The organism is Pseudomonas sp. P4_C1 (assembly GCF_056402155.1).
The window spans coordinates 136,912-154,167 of sequence record NZ_JBFUHY010000007.1 but is presented as its reverse complement, the minus strand read 5'-3'; the positions used below and the strand labels follow the sequence as shown (position 1 = coordinate 154,167).

The following is a 17,256-nucleotide window of genomic DNA, read 5'->3' as shown; positions in this document are numbered from 1 at the left end:
GATTCCCATGTCACTGTTAGAAATCAAGAATCTCAACGTTCGCTTCGGCGACAAAAACGCCACGCCAGTGGTCGATGGCCTCGACCTGCAAGTGGACAAGGGCGAAGTGCTGGCCATCGTTGGCGAATCGGGTTCCGGCAAGTCCGTGACCATGATGGCGCTGATGGGCCTGATCGAGCATCCGGGGATCGTCACCGCCGACGCCCTGAATTTCGACGGCAAGAACATGCTCAAGCTCAACAATCGCCAGCGTCGACAGATCGTCGGTAAAGACCTGTCCATGGTCTTCCAGGATCCGATGACCGCGCTGAACCCGAGCTACACCGTGGGCTTCCAGATCGAAGAAGTGCTGCGCCTGCACCTGAAAATGTCCGGCAAGGCCGCGCGCAAGCGCGCTATCGAACTGCTGGAAAAAGTTGAAATCCCGGGTGCCGCCAGCCGAATGGACGCCTACCCGCATCAACTGTCCGGTGGTATGAGCCAACGCGTCGCGATTGCCATGGCGATTGCCGGCGAACCGAAACTGCTGATCGCCGACGAACCGACCACGGCGCTGGACGTGACCATTCAGGCGCAGATCATGGACCTGCTGCTGGCGTTGCAGAAAGAGCAGAACATGGGCCTGGTGCTGATCACCCACGACCTCGCCGTCGTGGCCGAAACCGCCCAGCGCGTGTGCGTGATGTACGCAGGGCAAGCGGTCGAAGTCGGTCAGGTACCGCAACTGTTCGACATTCCGGCACACCCGTACAGCGAAGCGCTGCTCAAGGCGATTCCGGAACACAGCCTCGGCGCCGCGCGTTTGTCGACGTTGCCAGGCATCGTGCCCGGTCGCTACGACCGCCCGCAGGGTTGCCTGCTGTCGCCGCGCTGCCCTTACGTGAAAGACAACTGCCGTCAACAACGTCCGGCACTAGACCAGAAAAGCAACAGCCTCGCTCGCTGCTTCTACCCGCTGAACCAGGAGGTGGCGTAATGGCCGTCGTTCTTACCGCCCGCGACCTGACCCGTCACTACGAGGTGTCCCGAGGCCTGTTCAAGGGTCACGCCACTGTGCGCGCCCTCAACGGCGTGTCGTTCGAACTGGAAGCCGGCAAGACCCTCGCCGTCGTCGGCGAGTCGGGTTGCGGCAAGTCCACCCTGGCCCGTGCCCTGACCCTGATCGAAGAGCCGTCCTCCGGCTCCTTGAAAATTGCCGGCCAGGAAGTCGCCGGTGCCGACAAGGCCCAGCGCAAACAACTGCGCAAAGACGTGCAGATGGTGTTCCAGAGCCCGTACGCCTCGTTGAACCCTCGGCAGAAAGTCGGCGATCAACTGGGTGAGCCGCTGCTGATCAACACCAACCTGAGCGCCGCGGAACGTCGCGAGAAAGTCCAGGCGATGATGAAGCAGGTGGGCTTGCGTCCCGAGCACTACCAGCGTTATCCGCACATGTTCTCCGGCGGTCAACGCCAGCGGATCGCCCTGGCCCGCGCCATGATGCTACAACCGAAAGTGCTGGTAGCGGACGAACCGACCTCGGCGCTGGACGTGTCGATTCAGGCGCAGGTGCTCAACCTGTTCATGGATTTGCAGCAGGAGTTCAACACCGCCTATGTGTTCATCTCGCACAACCTGGCGGTGGTACGCCACGTTGCCGACCACGTGATGGTGATGTACCTCGGTCGCCCGGTGGAAATGGGCCCGAAAGAGGATATTTACTCCCGTCCTCTGCACCCCTACACCCAGGCGCTGTTGTCGGCGACGCCAGCCATCCACCCGGATCCGAACAAGCCGAAAATCAAGATCGTCGGCGAATTGCCCAACCCGCTGAACCCGCCGTCCGGCTGCGCTTTCCACAAGCGCTGCCCGTACGCCACCGAGCGTTGCAGCACTGAAGAGCCGGCCCTGCGCCTGCTCGACACTCGCCAGGTGGCTTGCCACTACGCCGAGCAATTCCTCGACGGCGCGGCATAAAAAACTGTAGGAGCCAGCCTGCTGGCGATTGCGACATACCAGTCAACATTTCTGTTTACTGACAAACCGCAATCGCTAGTAGGCTAGCTCCTACAGGGATTGAGCTGCTCAAACTCTTGATGCGTTGACCAAACCCCTTCCGCCTCGATTGCGCATCAGTCAGGCAGAAGGGGTTTTCTTTTACTTGCCATTGAGCGACTACGTCTGGCTGTCACCTTCTTCTTCATCGGAGTCCGGCTCGTCGGTAGTCGAGTCATCGTCGTTGTCAGCGCCACCCTGCCCCTGATCTCCCGGTTCCGATTCGGACTTGGCAAGCATCAACCCCGCATAACCCGCCTGCCCGCTCGAAGCCTGCTCCCCATGATCGATACACTCGGCCCACGCCATCGAAGTTCCGAGCGAGAGCATCACCATCACCTTCAACAGCAGTAAAACGCGAAACAACCTGTTCATAGCCGATTCCTTCCTTTCGTAGAGTGCCTGTCTGGTGCTGAGTGAAATCTAGTTCCGATCAGCCGGGTTCTCCAGATTGGACGTTGTCGAACCCGCGGAAATGCCCTTGGATTGGAGACTGGTTTGGAATAGGGGCGATTCCAAATTCAACTAACACCGAAGAATCCTGTGGGAGCGAGCTTGCTCGCGATGACGGACCTGCCGCCAGCATTAATGTCGACTGACACACCGCTATCGCGAGCAAGCTCGCTCCCACAGGGATCCATCGTCAATCATGGAAATGCGGACAATAAAAAACCCCGAGGCTTTCGCAACGGGGCTTTTGAATTTTGCAGCTCAGTGCTTAATGATGCTCACGCGTCGCACGGAATTTAACATCCGGCCAGCGCTCTTCCATCAGTGCCAGGTTGACCCGCGTAGGCGCGAGGTAGGTCAAGTGACCGCCGCCGTCCAGTGCCAGGTTTTCCACAGCCTTGTTGGAGAATTCCTCAAGCTTCTTCTTGTCGCTGCATTCGATCCAGCGCGCGGAATAAACGGTGATTGGCTCGTAGGAGCATTCGACCTTGTATTCCTCTTTCAAACGGCTGGCGACCACATCGAACTGCAGCACACCGACGGCGCCGAGGATGATGTCGTTGCTGCGCTCCGGGAAGAACACCTGGGTCGCGCCTTCTTCGGCCAGCTGTTGCAGGCCCTGGCGCAATTGCTTGGATTTCAGCGGATCTTTCAAACGCACACGGCGGAACAGTTCCGGGGCGAAGTGCGGGATGCCGGTGAAACCCAGGGCTTCGCCTTCGCTGAAGGTGTCGCCGATCTGGATGGTGCCGTGGTTGTGCAGGCCGATGATGTCGCCGGCAAACGCTTCTTCCAGCTGCTCACGCTCGGAGGAGAAGAAGGTCAGCGCGTCGCCGATCCGCACGTCCTTGCCGGTGCGCACGTGGCGCATCTTCATGCCTTTTTCGTACTTGCCGGAGCAGATACGCATGAAGGCGATACGGTCGCGGTGTTTCGGGTCCATGTTCGCCTGGATCTTGAAGATGAAGCCCGAGAACTTCTCTTCCACCGGCTCCACGGTGCGCTCGTTGGCCACGCGTGCCAGCGGACGGGGTGCCCAATCAACGACGGCGTCGAGGACGTGGTCGACACCGAAGTTGCCCAGCGCCGTACCGAAGAACACCGGGGTCAGTTGACCGTCGAGGAACTCCTGCTGGTTGAACTCGTGGCAGGCGCCCTGCACCAGTTCCAACTGCTCGATGAAACGCTCGTATTCGTCACCCAGGTGCGCACGGGCTTCATCGGAATCGAGCTTCTCGATGATCTTGGTTTCGGTGCGCTCGTGGCCGTGACCGGCGGTGTACACGATGATGTAGTCATCGGCGAGGTGATACACGCCTTTGAAGTCACGGTAGCAACCAATCGGCCAGGTGATCGGCGCCGCCTTGATCTTGAGGACGGCCTCGATTTCGTCGAGCAGTTCGATCGGGTCGCGGATGTCACGGTCGAGTTTGTTGATGAAGCTGACGATCGGCGTGTCACGCAGACGGCAGACGTCCATCAGGGCGATGGTCCGTGGCTCTACACCTTTACCGCCGTCGAGCACCATCAACGCCGAGTCCACCGCCGTCAGGGTGCGGTAGGTATCTTCGGAGAAGTCTTCGTGGCCCGGGGTGTCGAGCAGGTTGATCATGTGCTCACGATACGGGAACTGCATGACCGACGTGGTAATGGAGATACCACGCTGCTTTTCCATTTCCATCCAGTCGGAGGTGGCATGGCGATCGGATTTACGCGATTTCACCGTACCGGCTACCGCAATCGCCTTGCCCATCAGCAAGAGCTTCTCGGTGATGGTGGTCTTACCGGCATCGGGGTGGGAAATAATGGCGAAAGTGCGGCGTTTCGCGACTTCGGCGGCCTGTTTGGTCATGGGAAATCGCCTGGCAGGTGATTCAAAAAAGGGCGCAGATTATAGCCCAAGTTGATCGAAGAACCGAACCGTTGAGCACATCAGGGGTGGCCAAATGCTGCTTCAGATGGGAACCTTTTAAAGCACGGAGACGTCCACTCCCCCGTTACGACCACTCGTCGGGGGCCTGAAACACCTGCAATTCGGCCTGACGAGGTTGTGCTCATGGCTCGATAAGCCGTACGCCTTCCACGGTAGGAGCGAGCTCGCTCGCGAAAAACGTCCAGACAACGCGTGCATTCAGGTACCCAGCGTTATCGTTGACGCCCATCGCGAGCAAGCTCGCTCCTACATTGGAATGCGCTCGGCATGAGCTGCTTATCGCGAGCATTTTTTCGGCAGCCAGGAATGGCGTTGCCACACGAAAAAGTGTTCGCCGACTGAAAAAAGGAGTCCGCCTGTGGCTATCCACTATGGCAAAGGGCTGATAGGAGGCGCGCTGGTAATCGCCCTTCTGGCCCTGCTGATCCACTGGATCGGCATCAATACGATCGAACTTTACCGCGACGATTTGTTGTTTTACCTGCAAGCTCATCTGGTTCTCGTCCTCGCGTCCATGCTGGCCGCCCTTGTCGTGGGCATTCCTGCCGGTATCTTCCTCAGCCGCCCGTCCATGGTCGGCCGTGCCGAACGCTTCATGCAGTTCTTCAACATCGGCAACACCGTTCCACCCCTGGCCGTCCTGGCCATCGCCTTGGGCATTCTCGGCATCGGTAGCGGCCCGGCCATCTTCGCTCTGTTCCTCGCCTCTTTGCTGCCCATCGTGCGCAACACCTACGAAGGCCTGAAAAACGTTCAGGGTTCGCTCAAGGAAGCCGCCGTCGGCATCGGCATGACCCCGCTCCAGGTGCTGTGGAAAGTCGAATTGCCCAACGCCGTGCCGATCATCATCGGTGGCGTGCGCGTGGCATTGGCGATCAATGTCGGGACGGCGCCGCTGGCGTTCCTGATCGGCGCCAACAGTCTCGGCAGCCTGATCTTCCCCGGCATCGCCCTGAACAATCAGCCGCAATTGCTGCTCGGCGCCGCGTGTACCGCGCTGCTGGCCTTGTTGCTCGATGGCCTGGTGACCCTCGCCAGCCGCCTCTGGCTCGAACGCGGCTTGCGCCCGTCTTAAGCCTCGGCAAAGGAATCGTCATGAAAACATCAAGCTTTTTACTAGGCTGCGTCCTGCTGTTCGCAGGATTTGCCCAAGCTGCGGAAAAACCCGTCATCCGCATCGGCGCCCGGGTGTTCACCGAACAGACCCTGCTGGCGGAAATCACCTCGCAGTACCTGCGCACCAAAGGTTACGAAGTGCAAGTGACCGGTGGCCTGGGCAGCAACCTGGCCCGCAGCGCCCACGAAAGTGGCCAGTTGGACATGCTCTGGGAATACACCGGCGTTTCGCTGGTGGCCTACAACCATGTCACTGAAAAACTCGACAGCGAACAGTCCTACGCACGAGTAAAAGAACTCGACGGAAAAAAAGGCCTGGTCTGGCTCACCCCGTCGAAATTCAGTAACACCTACGCCCTCGCCCTGCCGAAGAACGTCGCCGACCAATACCCGCACATCAACACCATCAGTGAGCTGAACACGGTGCTGCGCAAGGAAGCCGATACCAACAACCTGGTGGCGCTGGATACCGAGTTCGCCAACCGTTCGGACGGTCTGGATGGCATGGTCAAGCTCTACGACATGAACCTGACCCGCAAGAACATCCGGCAGATGGATGCCGGCCTGGTCTACACCGCACTGCGTAACGGGCAGGTGTTTGCCGGTCTGGTCTACACCACTGACGGTCGCCTCAACGCCTTCAAGCTGAAGCTGCTGGAGGACGACAAGCACTACTTCCCCGACTACACCGCCGCGCCGGTGGTGCGTCAGGCCTACCTCGATGCGCATCCGCAATTGGCCGCACAGCTCAAGCCGCTGGCGGAACTGTTCGACGACAACACCATGCGCGAGCTCAACGCGCGGGTCGATGTCAATCATCAAAGCCCTTCAGCCGTTGCCGCCGATTTCCTGCGCCAGCATCCATTGAACTGAGAAGGAGAAGTCATGGAATTCTTGAACGCCTTTTCCCATCTCGACTGGCAACAGGTGATGCACCTGACTGGGCAACACATCACGCTGGTCGGCATCGCCGTGACCCTGGCGATTCTGGTTGGCGTGCCGCTGGGCATTCTGATGACACGTTTTCCGAGCCTCGCCGGTCCGTTGCAAGCCAGCGCCACCGTGCTGCTGACCGTGCCGTCGATAGCCCTGTTCGGCCTGCTGCTGCCGTTCTACTCCAAGTTCGGCCAGGGCCTGGGGCCGATGCCGGCGATCACGGCCGTGTTCCTTTATTCGCTGCTGCCGATCATGCGCAACACCTACCTGGCCCTGACCAGCGTCGAGCCGGGCATCCGCGAAGCCGCCCGCGGCATCGGCATGACCTTCGGCCAACGCCTGCGCATGGTCGAACTGCCCATCGCCGTACCAGTCATCCTCGCCGGTGTGCGCACCGCCGTGGTGATGAACATCGGCGTCATGACCATCGCCGCCACCATCGGTGCCGGCGGCCTCGGCGTACTCATCCTCGCTTCCATCAGCCGCAGCGACATGTCGATGCTGATTGTCGGCGCCGTACTGGTCAGTGTGTTGGCGATCATCGCCGACCTGATCCTGCAAGTGCTGCAACGTTCGCTGACGAGTAGGGGGTGTTCGCCGCAAATGACGGGCGCGCCGTCGCCCCACAAAGCGCAAGACTAGGCGCGAGGAGAGAGATTTGGTTTCTTCAAATGAACGACGAGCAACGACGGATTGCGCTTTGTGGGGCACGGCCCTCCGGGTTGGAGCTGTGATCTCGCCGGGCTGCGTTGTGGGACTTGAAAAGGAAACGACATTTCCTGCGTCCCACGCCTTGCCCGGCGAGATCACAGCTCCAACGCGCTCCGCCATTTGCGGCGAACACCCCCTACTTGGACTGCTCAAATGATAGAACTTCAAAACCTCAGCAAGACCTTCCAAAGCAACGGCAAAGATGTGAAAGCCGTGGACTCGGTAAGCCTGACCGTCAATGAAGGCGAAATCTGTGTGTTCCTCGGGCCATCGGGTTGCGGCAAAAGCACCACGCTGAAAATGATCAACCGCCTGATCAAACCGACCTCGGGCAAGATCCTGATCAATGGCGAAGACACCACGGGCCTCGACGAAGTGACCCTGCGCCGCAACATTGGCTACGTCATCCAGCAGATCGGTCTGTTCCCGAACATGACCATCGAGGAGAACATCGTCGTGGTGCCGAAACTGCTCGGCTGGGACAAGCAAAAGTGCCACGACCGCGCCCGCGAGTTGATGAGCATGATCAAGCTCGAACCCAAGCAATACCTGCATCGCTATCCGCGGGAGTTGTCCGGTGGCCAACAACAGCGGATCGGCGTGATTCGCGCACTGGCCGCCGATGCGCCACTGTTGCTGATGGACGAACCCTTCGGCGCGGTCGACCCGATCAACCGCGAGATGATCCAGAACGAGTTCTTCGAAATGCAGCGGGCGCTGAACAAGACGGTGATCATGGTCAGCCACGACATCGACGAGGCGATCAAGCTCGGCGACAAGATCGCGATCTTCCGCGCCGGCAAGCTGCTGCAGATCGATCACCCGGACACTCTGCTCGCGCACCCGGCGGATGACTTTGTCAGCAACTTTGTCGGCCAGGACAGCACGCTCAAGCGCCTGCTGCTGGTGAAAGCCGAAGATGCGGCGGACAACGCGCCATCCGTCAGCCCGCATACACCGGTGGTCGAAGCGCTGGAGTTGATGGACGAGCATGACCGACGCTATGTGGTGGTCACTTGTGCCGGGAACAAAGCCCTGGGTTACGTACGACGTCGCGACCTGCACCGTCAGACCGGCACCTGCGCGCAGTACCAACGCGACTTCAATGCCACGGCGGCGTACGACGAACATTTGCGCATCCTGCTGTCGCGCATGTACGAGTTCAATCGGGCGTGGCTGCCAGTGATGGATGCCGAGCGGGTGTTTTTGGGTGAGGTGACGCAGGAGTCGATTGCTGCGTATCTGAGCTCGGGTCGTTCGCGCGGGATGAAGACCAATATCGTCTCGCCAGCTGAGGCGGTGATCGCCTGATCACTCATATCGCCCGGTAAAAAACGCAAAACCTGTAGGAGTGAGCCTGCTCGCGATGGCGCGATGTCAGTCAACGACGATGTTGGCAGTGAAAATGCCATCGCGAGCAGGCTCGCTCCTACAAGGTTTGTGCATTTTTTGAGTAATCGGTAAGCCGGAAAAAAATATCAACAGTAGTGACTGTAAAATCTGTCCGAAAACACGCTCCGAAATAGTCAAATCCTCTCTCAGCCTACCTTTTCGCAGCCAACGTCGCCGATGTTGACGCCATCGTAGTTACTAGCGAGTTAGCGCACAAAAGCGTCGAACGTGCAGGTATTTTTAACACTTCATAAATCTTCGGGAACATCCGACTGTCATCTGTGTCGGTTACAAAGAGTGATGCCCGTAACGCGCGTCAGAAGAGTGCAAAAACGCGACATTTTTTGTTGATCTCAAGCCCCTCACGCCCTAAAGTTCGCGCCGAACGTCCATGCTGGAAACGATCCATCCGGCTCAAGTACTGACGACGAGACAGCAAGGCCAAGGGAAAGCTGCACTTCCCATGGCCTTTTTGCTTTCGGCGACATGCCTTGGGAAGTAGGCGAACCAAAGTGGGGATACGGAGGACGTTCATTTGCACCCATTGATTAACTACGTTTGCCACTAGGAGCTCCCAAGTATGTCGATCCAGGTCGAAGACTATTTCGCGCGTGAAACCTTTCAGAAAATGAAGGCGTTCGCCGACAAACAGGAAACCCCGTTCGTGGTGATCGACACCGCGATGATCAGCCAGGCCTATGACGACCTGCGCGCCGGTTTCGAATTCGCCAAGGTCTACTACGCGGTCAAGGCCAACCCGGCCGTGGAAATCATCGACCTGCTCAAAGAGAAAGGCTCGAGCTTCGACATCGCCTCGATCTACGAACTGGACAAGGTGCTCGATCGCGGCGTCAGCGCCGACCACATCAGCTACGGCAACACCATCAAGAAATCCAAGGACATCCGCTACTTCTACGAGAAGGGCGTGCGTCTGTTCGCCACCGACTCCGAAGCCGACCTGCGCAACATCGCCAAGGCCGCACCGGGTGCAAAAGTTTATGTACGCATCCTGACCGAAGGCTCGACCACCGCCGACTGGCCACTGTCGCGCAAATTCGGCTGCCAGACCGATATGGCCATGGACCTGCTGATCCTCGCCCGCGACTTGGGCCTGGTGCCTTACGGCATCTCGTTCCACGTTGGCTCGCAACAGCGTGACATCAGCGTCTGGGACGCGGCGATCGCCAAGGTCAAAGTGATCTTCGAACGCCTGAAGGAAGAAGACGGCATCCACCTGAAGCTGATCAACATGGGTGGTGGCTTCCCGGCCAACTACATCACCCGCACCAACAGCCTGGAAACCTACGCTGAAGAAATCATCCGCTTCCTGAAGGAAGACTTCGGTGACGACCTGCCGGAAATCATCCTGGAGCCGGGCCGTTCGTTGATCGCCAACGCCGGTATCCTGGTCAGCGAAGTGGTGCTGGTCGCGCGTAAATCCCGCACCGCCGTCGAGCGTTGGGTGTACACGGATGTGGGCAAGTTCTCCGGCCTGATCGAAACCATGGACGAAGCCATCAAGTTCCCGATCTGGACCGAGAAAAAGGGCGAGATGGAAGAAGTGGTCATCGCCGGCCCTACCTGCGACAGCGCCGACATCATGTACGAGAACTACAAGTACGGCCTGCCACTGAACCTGGCCATCGGTGATCGCCTGTACTGGCTGTCGACCGGTGCGTACACCACCAGCTACAGCGCCGTCGAGTTCAATGGCTTCCCGCCGCTGAAGTCGTTCTACGTTTAACACTCACCACTGTAGGAGCGAGCTTGCTCGCGATGGACCTGAGGGCGACGCGGGCATCCAGAAAGCACGCGTTATCGTTAACGACCATCGCGAGCAAGCTCGCTCCTACAGAGTTTGCAGCTGTTCAGTACGTTGTTTGTAATCCACAGCCATCGCCTGAATCTGTGGATCATTGGCGGCTGACAATGCCTTACAGGCCACTCGCAAAAAATTCAGGTTGCCATCGGCCAATGCCTTGCGCAGCCAGACCAATGCATTTTCGATATCCCTTTCGTCAGTCAGTACGGCTGCAAAGCTGAACTGCCCGCGAAAATCCCCGCCCTCGGCCGAACGTCGATACCAGTTACGAGCCGCTGCCGGATCCGCCGGACAGACCCGCCCTTCTTCCAGATACCGCCCCAACAGATTCATCGATTTTGCATGGCCCAACTCAGCCGCACGGCGATAGAGACTCAGTGCTTGAAGCTGATCCTCAACCACCCCGCGACCGGTCGCCAGCAGATTGGCGTAGTTGTACATCGCCCAATCCAGCCCTGCAGTGGCGGCAAGTCGGTAATGCCTGGCTGCTAGCGATGCATCGGCAGCACAGCCCCAACCATGCTCATGACAACGGCCGAGCATGTTGCGCGCCATCACATGCCCCTGGCGCGCGGCGATGCCGAACCAGCTCAGCGCCAGCGGTTGGTCCTGGGCGATCCCTTGGCCATCGAGCAGAATCTGCCCGAGCAAGGCCTGAGCCTCGACCTCTCCTTCTCGTGCGGCAATCAGGATGGCCTGGGCCGCGCGGGCCGGGCTTTCGTCGAGCATCGCGCGCAGGCGCTCACCGTCGAGCATTTCCTCGCGGCGTAAACGAAAATCCGCCACTTACACCTCGACCCAGCGACGCAGAAGGTTGTGATACGTGCCAGTGAGGCGGATCAGCGATGGATGATCGGGCACATCGCGGGTCAGTTGCTGAATCGCCCCGTCCATCTCGAACAACAGGGCGCGCTGGCTGTCTTCGCGCACCAGGCTTTGCGTCCAGAAAAACGAGGCAAGTCGCGTTCCGCGCGTCACCGCATTGACCTTGTGCAGGCTGGTGCCGGGGTACAGCACCATGTCACCGGCAGGCAGCTTCACCCGTTGGGTGCCGAAGGTGTCCTGGATTTCCAGCTCGCCGCCGTCGTAATCCTCGGGCTCGCTGAAGAACAGCGTGGCGGACAAGTCTGTGCGTACCCGTTCGATACTGCCTTTGGGCTGACGCACCGCATTGTCGATGTGGAAGTCGAAACTGTCACCGGCGGTGTAACAGTTCAGCAACGGAGGAAAGACTTTGTGCGGTAGCGCAGCCGACATGAACAGCGGATTTTTCCACAGCCGTTCCAGCATCGCCGCGCCGATCTCCTTGGCCAGCGGATGGCCTTCCGGCAACTGCAAATTGTGCTTGGCCTTGGCCGACTGGTAGCCGGCGGTGATCTTGCCATCCGCCCAATCGGCTTGTTCCAGAGCCTCGCGAATGCGCTGCACCTCGTCTTTTTCGAACAGGGCGGGAATGTGCAGCAGCATGACAAAGGCGCCTGAAACCAAAGGGACGCCAATGGTATTGATTCTTATTGCCTGTGTAAAACACATCTGACGGGTGAGTCAGCAAAAACCGTAAGGGTAAATTGTAAAGAATGTAAATTAAGTGCGAATAGTAATATTTCGCAATTGTTACAAATACCTGTTTACCCTATATTCCGCCGCCTCAAATCCTTGGGGAGGGGAATTCAAATGTCACGTCAACAGCCACAAGTACCGGTCAGTTCACCACGTCTGCTCGCATCCGCCATCGGCATGGCGATTACTGCCGGCTCCGCGGGCCACATGGTTTTCGCGGCGGAAAAAACCGACGAAAAAGCACCGGACAAAGTGATTTCGCTGGGCGCCACCGCCATCACCGGTGAAGCCCAGGACGAGACGACCTACAACGTCGAGAAAGCCTCCTCCCCCAAGTACACCGCGCCGCTGATCGACACGCCGCGCTCGGTGACCGTTGTTCCGCAGCAGGTTCTGAAAGACACCGGTTCGCTCAACTTGCAGGACGCGCTACGCACCGTTCCAGGCATCACCTTCGGTGCCGGTGAAGGCGGCAACCCGCAGGGCGACCGTCCGTTCATCCGCGGCTTCGACGCCCAGGGCGACACTTACCTGGACGGCGTGCGCGATAYCGGTTCCCAGAGCCGCGAGATCTTCGCCGTTGAATCGATCGAAGTCAGCAAAGGCCCGAACTCCGCGATCGGCGGCCGTGGCGCAGCCGGCGGCAGCATCAACCTGGTCAGCAAGAAAGCGCACCTGGGCGATTCACTCGACGGTGGTTTCACCTGGGGCTCCGACCAGACCCAGCGCTACACCTTCGACGGCAACTACCAGTTCACCGACACCGCCGCTGGCCGTCTGAACCTGCTGAGCCACGAGAGCAACGTCGCCGGCCGTCAAAGCATCGACTATGACCGCTGGGGTGTGGCACCGTCCCTGGCCTTCGGCCTGGGCACGGACACTCGCGTCAACCTCGACTACTACCACCTCGAAAGCAACGACACGCCAGATTCGGGCATTCCTTACTCCATCCCGACGGCAGGCTCGGCTGCCCGTACCAAGGCCAACCCGGACAAGCCGAATGACGGTGGCAACAGCAGCAACTGGTATGGTCTGAACGACCGCGACTTCCGCAAGACCCGCACCGACACGGCGACCTTCGCCATCGAGCACGACCTGAGCGACTCGCTGACCATCAAGAACACCCTGCGTCACGGCACCAGCATGCAGGATTACATCCTGACTCAGCCGGACGACAGTAAAGGCAACGTCAACAACGGCAGCGTCTGGCGTCGCGCGAACACCCGCGTGAGCAACACCGAGACCACCACCAACCAGACCGACCTGTTTGGTGATGTCTATATCGCCGGGTTCAAGAACAGCTTCGCCACCGGTGTCGAATACACCCACGAGGAAAGCGAAAAGTCCTCGTACAACGTCAACACGGACACCACCCCGGGAACGGCAGCGGTGACCACCAACTGCTCGCCGGCCCTGATCGGCGCGCCAAGCGGCTTCAACTGCACCTCGCTGTCCAACCCGAACCAGAATGATCCGTGGAACGGCGCCATCTCGCGCAACTACGCCGGCACCAACACCAAGGCCGACACCTACGCGCTGTACGTGTTCGACACCCTGACGTTGTCCGAGCAGTGGCTGGTGAACATGGGCCTGCGGTATGACCATTTCAATACCCAGTACCGCACCTTTGACGGTTCCGGCGCCACCGTCGTGACCAAAGGCACCGCCGCCAAAGGCAAGGACACCAGCGAATTCGTCACTGGCCAGTTCGGCGTGGTCTACAAGCCAGCGGAAAACGGCAGCATCTATGCCTCCTACGCAACATCCGCCACCCCACCGGGCAACACTCTGGGTGAAGGCATGGACGGTAACCCGCTGGGCGGCACCACCGATCGCAACGGCAACCTGCTGAGCAGCGACATGGAGCCGGAAACCACCAAGAACTACGAAATCGGTACCAAGTGGGACCTGCTGAACGATCGCCTGTCGTTGACCGCCGATATCTTCCGCACCGAGAAAGACAACGCTCGTGTGCAGACCAACACCACCACCTTCGAAAACGTCGGTAAAACCCGCGTTCAGGGTGTCGAACTGTCGGCCAGCGGCAAGCTCACCGACAAATGGCAAGTCTTCGCCGGCTACGCCTACATGGACAGCGAGCAAGTCGATGGCGGTGACCTGCCGGCAAACAAAGCCAACGATGGCAACGAGTTGCCTAACACGCCGAAAAACAGCGCCAGCCTGTGGACGACCTATCAGGTCACGCCAAGGCTGACCATCGGTGGCGGTGCGTTCTATGTCGATGACGTGTTCGGCAGTGCAGCCAACACCACCATGGTTGATTCCTACGTTCGTTACGACGCGATGGCAGCCTACAAGCTGAGCAAAAACGTCGACCTGCAACTGAACGTGCAGAACCTGACCGACGAAACCTATTACGACAAGGCGTTCTCGACTCACTTCGCCAACCAGGCGGCCGGTCGTACCGCTTTGCTGAGCACCAACTTCCACTTCTGATTGCCACTCACACTGCAATCCCTGTGGGAGCGAGCTTGCTCGCGATGACGTCGCCACATTCAACATTTATGTTGACCGACACACCGCTATCGTCGGATCGCCGCCCGGAGCAAGCTCGCTCCCACAGGAGAGGGTGAAGGCTGAAATCAGGCAAGGCCCCGTTCACCCACATGAACGGGGCCTTTGTGCGTAAAAAAGAATGCTTCTCGACAACCCCACGGCATAATGCACACCGTGATGAATCAATTTGAACGAACAAGGCGAGCGACGTGTTGAAGAAAACCCTGTTCCAGTTGCACTGGTTTTTCGGCATCAGCGCCGGGCTGGTCCTGGCCCTGATGGGCATCACCGGGGCGACGGTGTCGTTTCAGGATGAAATCCTGAGTGTGCTCAACCCTTCCGTGTTGCAGGTCGAGAAACAGGTCGCCGGTGTGCTGCCGCCCGCCGAACTGGTGGAGCACATCGAAGCCGCATCGGGCAAAAAAGTCTCGATGCTCACGGTGGAAACCGACAGCGGCAATGCCGCCAAAGTGTGGTTCACCCCACCACCGGGTGAACGCCGTGGCGAGATGCGCTACTTCGATCCGTACACCGCCGAGTTCCTGGGCGACGCCACCGGCCAGGACTTCTTCGGCCTGATGCTGCAACTGCACCGCTTCCTCGCCATGGGCGACACGGGTCGGCAAATCACCGGTGCGTGCACGTTGATTCTGGTGTTCTTCTGCCTGTCCGGCCTGTACCTGCGCTGGCCTCGCCAGTGGAAAAGCTGGCGCGCCTGGCTGACCCTGGACTGGAAGAAAAAGGGCCGCAGCTTCAACTGGGACCTGCACTCGGTGGCCGGCACCTGGTGCCTGGTGTTTTACCTCCTGGCGGCGCTGACCGGGTTGTCCTGGTCCTACGAGTGGTACAACAAAGGCCTGACCCGGTTGCTCTCCGACTCACCGCAGAACGAGCGCGTTCGCGCCGGACGTGGCCCAGCGCCAAGCGGTCCGGCACCGACAGCCGATTACGCGGCGATGTGGAGCAGCATCTACAGCACGGCCGGTCCGCAACTCAGTTCTTATAACGTGCGCATGCCGCCCGTGGCCGGCCAACCAGCGACCGTTTTTTTCCTGCTGAAAACCTCGCCTCACAACCGCGCCTTGAACCAGATCACCCTCGACCCGGCCACCGGCGTGGTCAAACGGGTTGACCGCTACAGCGACAAGAGCCTCAAGGCGCAACTACTGACCAGCATTTATGCGCTGCACGTCGGCAGTTACTTCGGCATCGTCGGTCGGATCATCCTGACCCTCACCGCGCTGAGCATGCCGCTGTTCTTCGTCACCGGCTGGTTGCTGTACCTGGATCGTCGACGCAAAAAACGCCAGATCAAGGACGCTCGCCAAGGCCTTGTACAACCGGGTAACGATGCGCCGGCATGGCTGATCGGTTTCGCCAGCCAGAGCGGGTTTGCCGAGCAATTGGCCTGGCAGACCGCCGGACAATTGCAGGCCGCAGGGCTACCGGTGAAGGTGCAACCGTTGGCGGACGTCAGCGAGCAGGATTTGCGAGACTCGAGCAACGCACTGTTCGTCGTCAGCACCTTCGGTGACGGCGAAGCGCCGGACAGCGCCAGAGGTTTCGAACGCAAGGTGCTGGGCCGCACGCCAAGCCTGGAACGCCTGAACTACGCGATCCTCGGCCTCGGTGACCGGCAGTATCAACACTTCTGCGGTTTCGCCAAACGCCTGCACACCTGGCTCGGTGAACATGGCGGCAAGACCCTGTTCACGCCGGTGGAGGTCGACAGCGGTGACCCTTACGCCTTGCGTCACTGGCAACAGCAACTGGGCCTGTTGTCCGGCCACACGCCCGTCGACACCTGGCAAGCGCCCAGCTATGACAACTGGACCCTGGCCCGCCGTGAACTGCTCAACCCGGACAGCAGCGGATCCCCTGTGTACTTGCTGGGCCTCATTGCCCCGACCACCAGCAGCTGGCTGGCGGGCGACCTGGTGGAAGTATTGCCGCGCAATTGCCCATGGGCCATCGAGCATTTCCTCGACGGCCTGGGGATTCACGGTGAGACCAAGGTGCAGCTCAATGGCCTGGAGGAAAACCTCGAACAGGCCCTGGCCAGCCGCCAGTTACCGGAGAACCGCGCCCATCTGGTCGGCCTGCACGCGCAGGCGCTGGCAGAGGCACTCGTGCCGTTGGCCATGCGCGAGTACTCCATTGCGTCGATCCCGGCCGATGGCGTGCTGGAATTGATCGTGCGTCAGGAAGTGTATGCCGACGGCAACCTCGGCGTCGGTTCCGGCTGGTTGACCGAACACGCGCCTGTAGGCAGCTCCATCAGCCTGCGCGTACGGCGCAACAGCGGTTTCCATCTGCCGTCGCAGCCGGTGCCGATGATCCTGCTGGGCAATGGCACGGGGCTGGCCGGATTGCGCAGCCTGCTCAAGGCGCGGATTGCCGACGGTCAGCAACGTCACTGGCTGATGTTTGGCGAGCGCCATCGCGAGCACGACTACCTGTGCCGAAAGGAGCTGGAAGAGTGGCTGATCAATGGTGATCTGGCGCGCCTCGACCTGGCGTTTTCCCGCGATCAGGCCGAAAAGATTTACGTACAGGATCGCCTGCGTGAATCGGCAGCCGAGCTCAAGAAGTGGCTGGCGGACGGTGCGGTAATCTACATCTGTGGCAGCCTTCAAGGCATGGCTTCGGGCGTGGACCAGGTGCTCAACGAGGTGCTGGGCGCCGCCGAAGTGGAGCGCCTGATCGAACAGGGCCGCTACCGCCGAGACGTGTACTGATTCACTGAGTTCCCTGTGGGAGCGAGCTTGCTCCGGGCGGCGTTCCG

At 59.7% G+C, this 17,256-nt stretch carries 13 protein-coding genes; 9 read left to right on the top strand and 4 right to left on the bottom strand.

Annotated features, from left to right (window positions below; genetic code table 11):
- The first annotated feature begins 7 nt into the window (after window positions 1-7).
- Window positions 8-976: an ABC transporter ATP-binding protein gene (locus AC1DU9_RS07675; RefSeq protein ID WP_008051721.1), complete on the top strand. Its 969-nt coding sequence runs from the start codon at window positions 8-10 to the stop codon at window positions 974-976.
- Window positions 976-1,956 carry a peptide ABC transporter ATP-binding protein gene (locus AC1DU9_RS07670; RefSeq protein WP_223458641.1) on the top strand — a complete coding sequence of 327 codons (981 nt, stop codon included), beginning with the start codon at window positions 976-978 and terminating at the stop codon, window positions 1,954-1,956. Before AC1DU9_RS07675 ends, AC1DU9_RS07670 begins: the two co-directional genes overlap by 1 nt.
- A 198-nt stretch (window positions 1,957-2,154) precedes the next feature.
- Here AC1DU9_RS07670 and AC1DU9_RS07665 read toward each other — a convergent pair whose 3' ends face one another.
- On the bottom strand, window positions 2,155-2,409 hold the full coding sequence (locus AC1DU9_RS07665) for a hypothetical protein (protein WP_223458639.1): 255 nt from the start codon (window positions 2,407-2,409) through the stop codon (window positions 2,155-2,157).
- 343 nt (window positions 2,410-2,752) lie between these two features.
- Window positions 2,753-4,336, bottom strand: a complete 1,584-nt coding sequence (locus AC1DU9_RS07660) for a peptide chain release factor 3 (protein WP_056728283.1) — start codon at window positions 4,334-4,336, stop codon at window positions 2,753-2,755.
- A gap of 439 nt (window positions 4,337-4,775) precedes the next feature.
- Between AC1DU9_RS07660 and AC1DU9_RS07655 the strand changes: the two genes are divergently transcribed.
- From AC1DU9_RS07655 to AC1DU9_RS07635, 5 genes are all read left to right on the top strand, one after another.
- Window positions 4,776-5,492 (top strand): ABC transporter permease, encoded by a 717-nt coding sequence (locus AC1DU9_RS07655; protein WP_223458637.1) that lies wholly within the window; start codon window positions 4,776-4,778, stop codon window positions 5,490-5,492.
- Between the two features lie 20 nt (window positions 5,493-5,512).
- Complete coding sequence (locus tag AC1DU9_RS07650) at window positions 5,513-6,406, top strand: glycine betaine ABC transporter substrate-binding protein (RefSeq protein WP_477809977.1); 894 nt, start codon at window positions 5,513-5,515, stop codon at window positions 6,404-6,406.
- 12 nt (window positions 6,407-6,418) lie between these two features.
- On the top strand, window positions 6,419-7,111 hold the full coding sequence (locus AC1DU9_RS07645; RefSeq protein WP_477809976.1) for an ABC transporter permease: 693 nt from the start codon (window positions 6,419-6,421) through the stop codon (window positions 7,109-7,111).
- Window positions 7,112-7,333: 222 nt separating this feature from the next.
- On the top strand, window positions 7,334-8,491 hold the full coding sequence (locus AC1DU9_RS07640) for an osmoprotectant ABC transporter ATP-binding protein OsmV (protein ID WP_223458632.1): 1,158 nt from the start codon (window positions 7,334-7,336) through the stop codon (window positions 8,489-8,491).
- A gap of 661 nt (window positions 8,492-9,152) precedes the next feature.
- Window positions 9,153-10,316 carry a type III PLP-dependent enzyme gene (locus tag AC1DU9_RS07635; protein WP_095942382.1) on the top strand — a complete coding sequence of 388 codons (1,164 nt, stop codon included), beginning with the start codon at window positions 9,153-9,155 and terminating at the stop codon, window positions 10,314-10,316.
- A 105-nt stretch (window positions 10,317-10,421) separates the two neighbouring features.
- Here the strand turns inward: AC1DU9_RS07635 and AC1DU9_RS07630 are convergent, their stop codons facing one another.
- Window positions 10,422-11,150, bottom strand: coding sequence for a tetratricopeptide repeat protein (locus tag AC1DU9_RS07630; RefSeq protein ID WP_223458726.1), 729 nt, complete (start codon window positions 11,148-11,150; stop codon window positions 10,422-10,424).
- Between the two features lie 30 nt (window positions 11,151-11,180).
- Entirely contained in the window at window positions 11,181-11,861 is a 681-nt protein-coding gene (locus AC1DU9_RS07625) for a Fe2+-dependent dioxygenase (protein ID WP_477809975.1), read from the bottom strand.
- 207 nt (window positions 11,862-12,068) lie between these two features.
- On the opposite strand from AC1DU9_RS07625, the gene AC1DU9_RS07620 reads away from it, so the two are divergent.
- Both AC1DU9_RS07620 and AC1DU9_RS07615 read left to right on the top strand, forming a co-directional pair.
- A complete protein-coding gene (locus AC1DU9_RS07620) occupies window positions 12,069-14,411 on the top strand; it encodes a TonB-dependent receptor (protein ID WP_477809974.1) in 2,343 nt (780 codons plus the stop codon).
- A 269-nt stretch (window positions 14,412-14,680) separates the two neighbouring features.
- Window positions 14,681-17,209 (top strand): PepSY domain-containing protein, encoded by a 2,529-nt coding sequence (locus AC1DU9_RS07615; protein WP_477809973.1) that lies wholly within the window; start codon window positions 14,681-14,683, stop codon window positions 17,207-17,209.
- The last annotated feature ends 47 nt before the right edge of the window (window positions 17,210-17,256 follow it).

Bases quoted from the DNA above. Each gene is read 5' to 3' on its own strand.
- AC1DU9_RS07660 (WP_056728283.1), bottom strand. From the start codon at position 4,336: ATGACCAAACAGGCCGCCGAAGTCGCGAAACGCCGCACTTTCGCCATT.
- AC1DU9_RS07645 (WP_477809976.1), top strand. From the start codon at position 6,419: ATGGAATTCTTGAACGCCTTTTCCCATCTCGACTGGCAACAGGTGATG.
- AC1DU9_RS07670 (WP_223458641.1), top strand. From the start codon at position 976: ATGGCCGTCGTTCTTACCGCCCGCGACCTGACCCGTCACTACGAGGTG.
- AC1DU9_RS07650 (WP_477809977.1), top strand. From the start codon at position 5,513: ATGAAAACATCAAGCTTTTTACTAGGCTGCGTCCTGCTGTTCGCAGGA.
- AC1DU9_RS07635 (WP_095942382.1), top strand. From the start codon at position 9,153: ATGTCGATCCAGGTCGAAGACTATTTCGCGCGTGAAACCTTTCAGAAA.
- AC1DU9_RS07665 (WP_223458639.1), bottom strand. From the start codon at position 2,409: ATGAACAGGTTGTTTCGCGTTTTACTGCTGTTGAAGGTGATGGTGATG.
- AC1DU9_RS07625 (WP_477809975.1), bottom strand. From the start codon at position 11,861: ATGCTGCTGCACATTCCCGCCCTGTTCGAAAAAGACGAGGTGCAGCGC.
- AC1DU9_RS07640 (WP_223458632.1), top strand. From the start codon at position 7,334: ATGATAGAACTTCAAAACCTCAGCAAGACCTTCCAAAGCAACGGCAAA.
- AC1DU9_RS07630 (WP_223458726.1), bottom strand. From the start codon at position 11,150: ATGCTCGACGGTGAGCGCCTGCGCGCGATGCTCGACGAAAGCCCGGCC.
- AC1DU9_RS07675 (WP_008051721.1), top strand. From the start codon at position 8: ATGTCACTGTTAGAAATCAAGAATCTCAACGTTCGCTTCGGCGACAAA.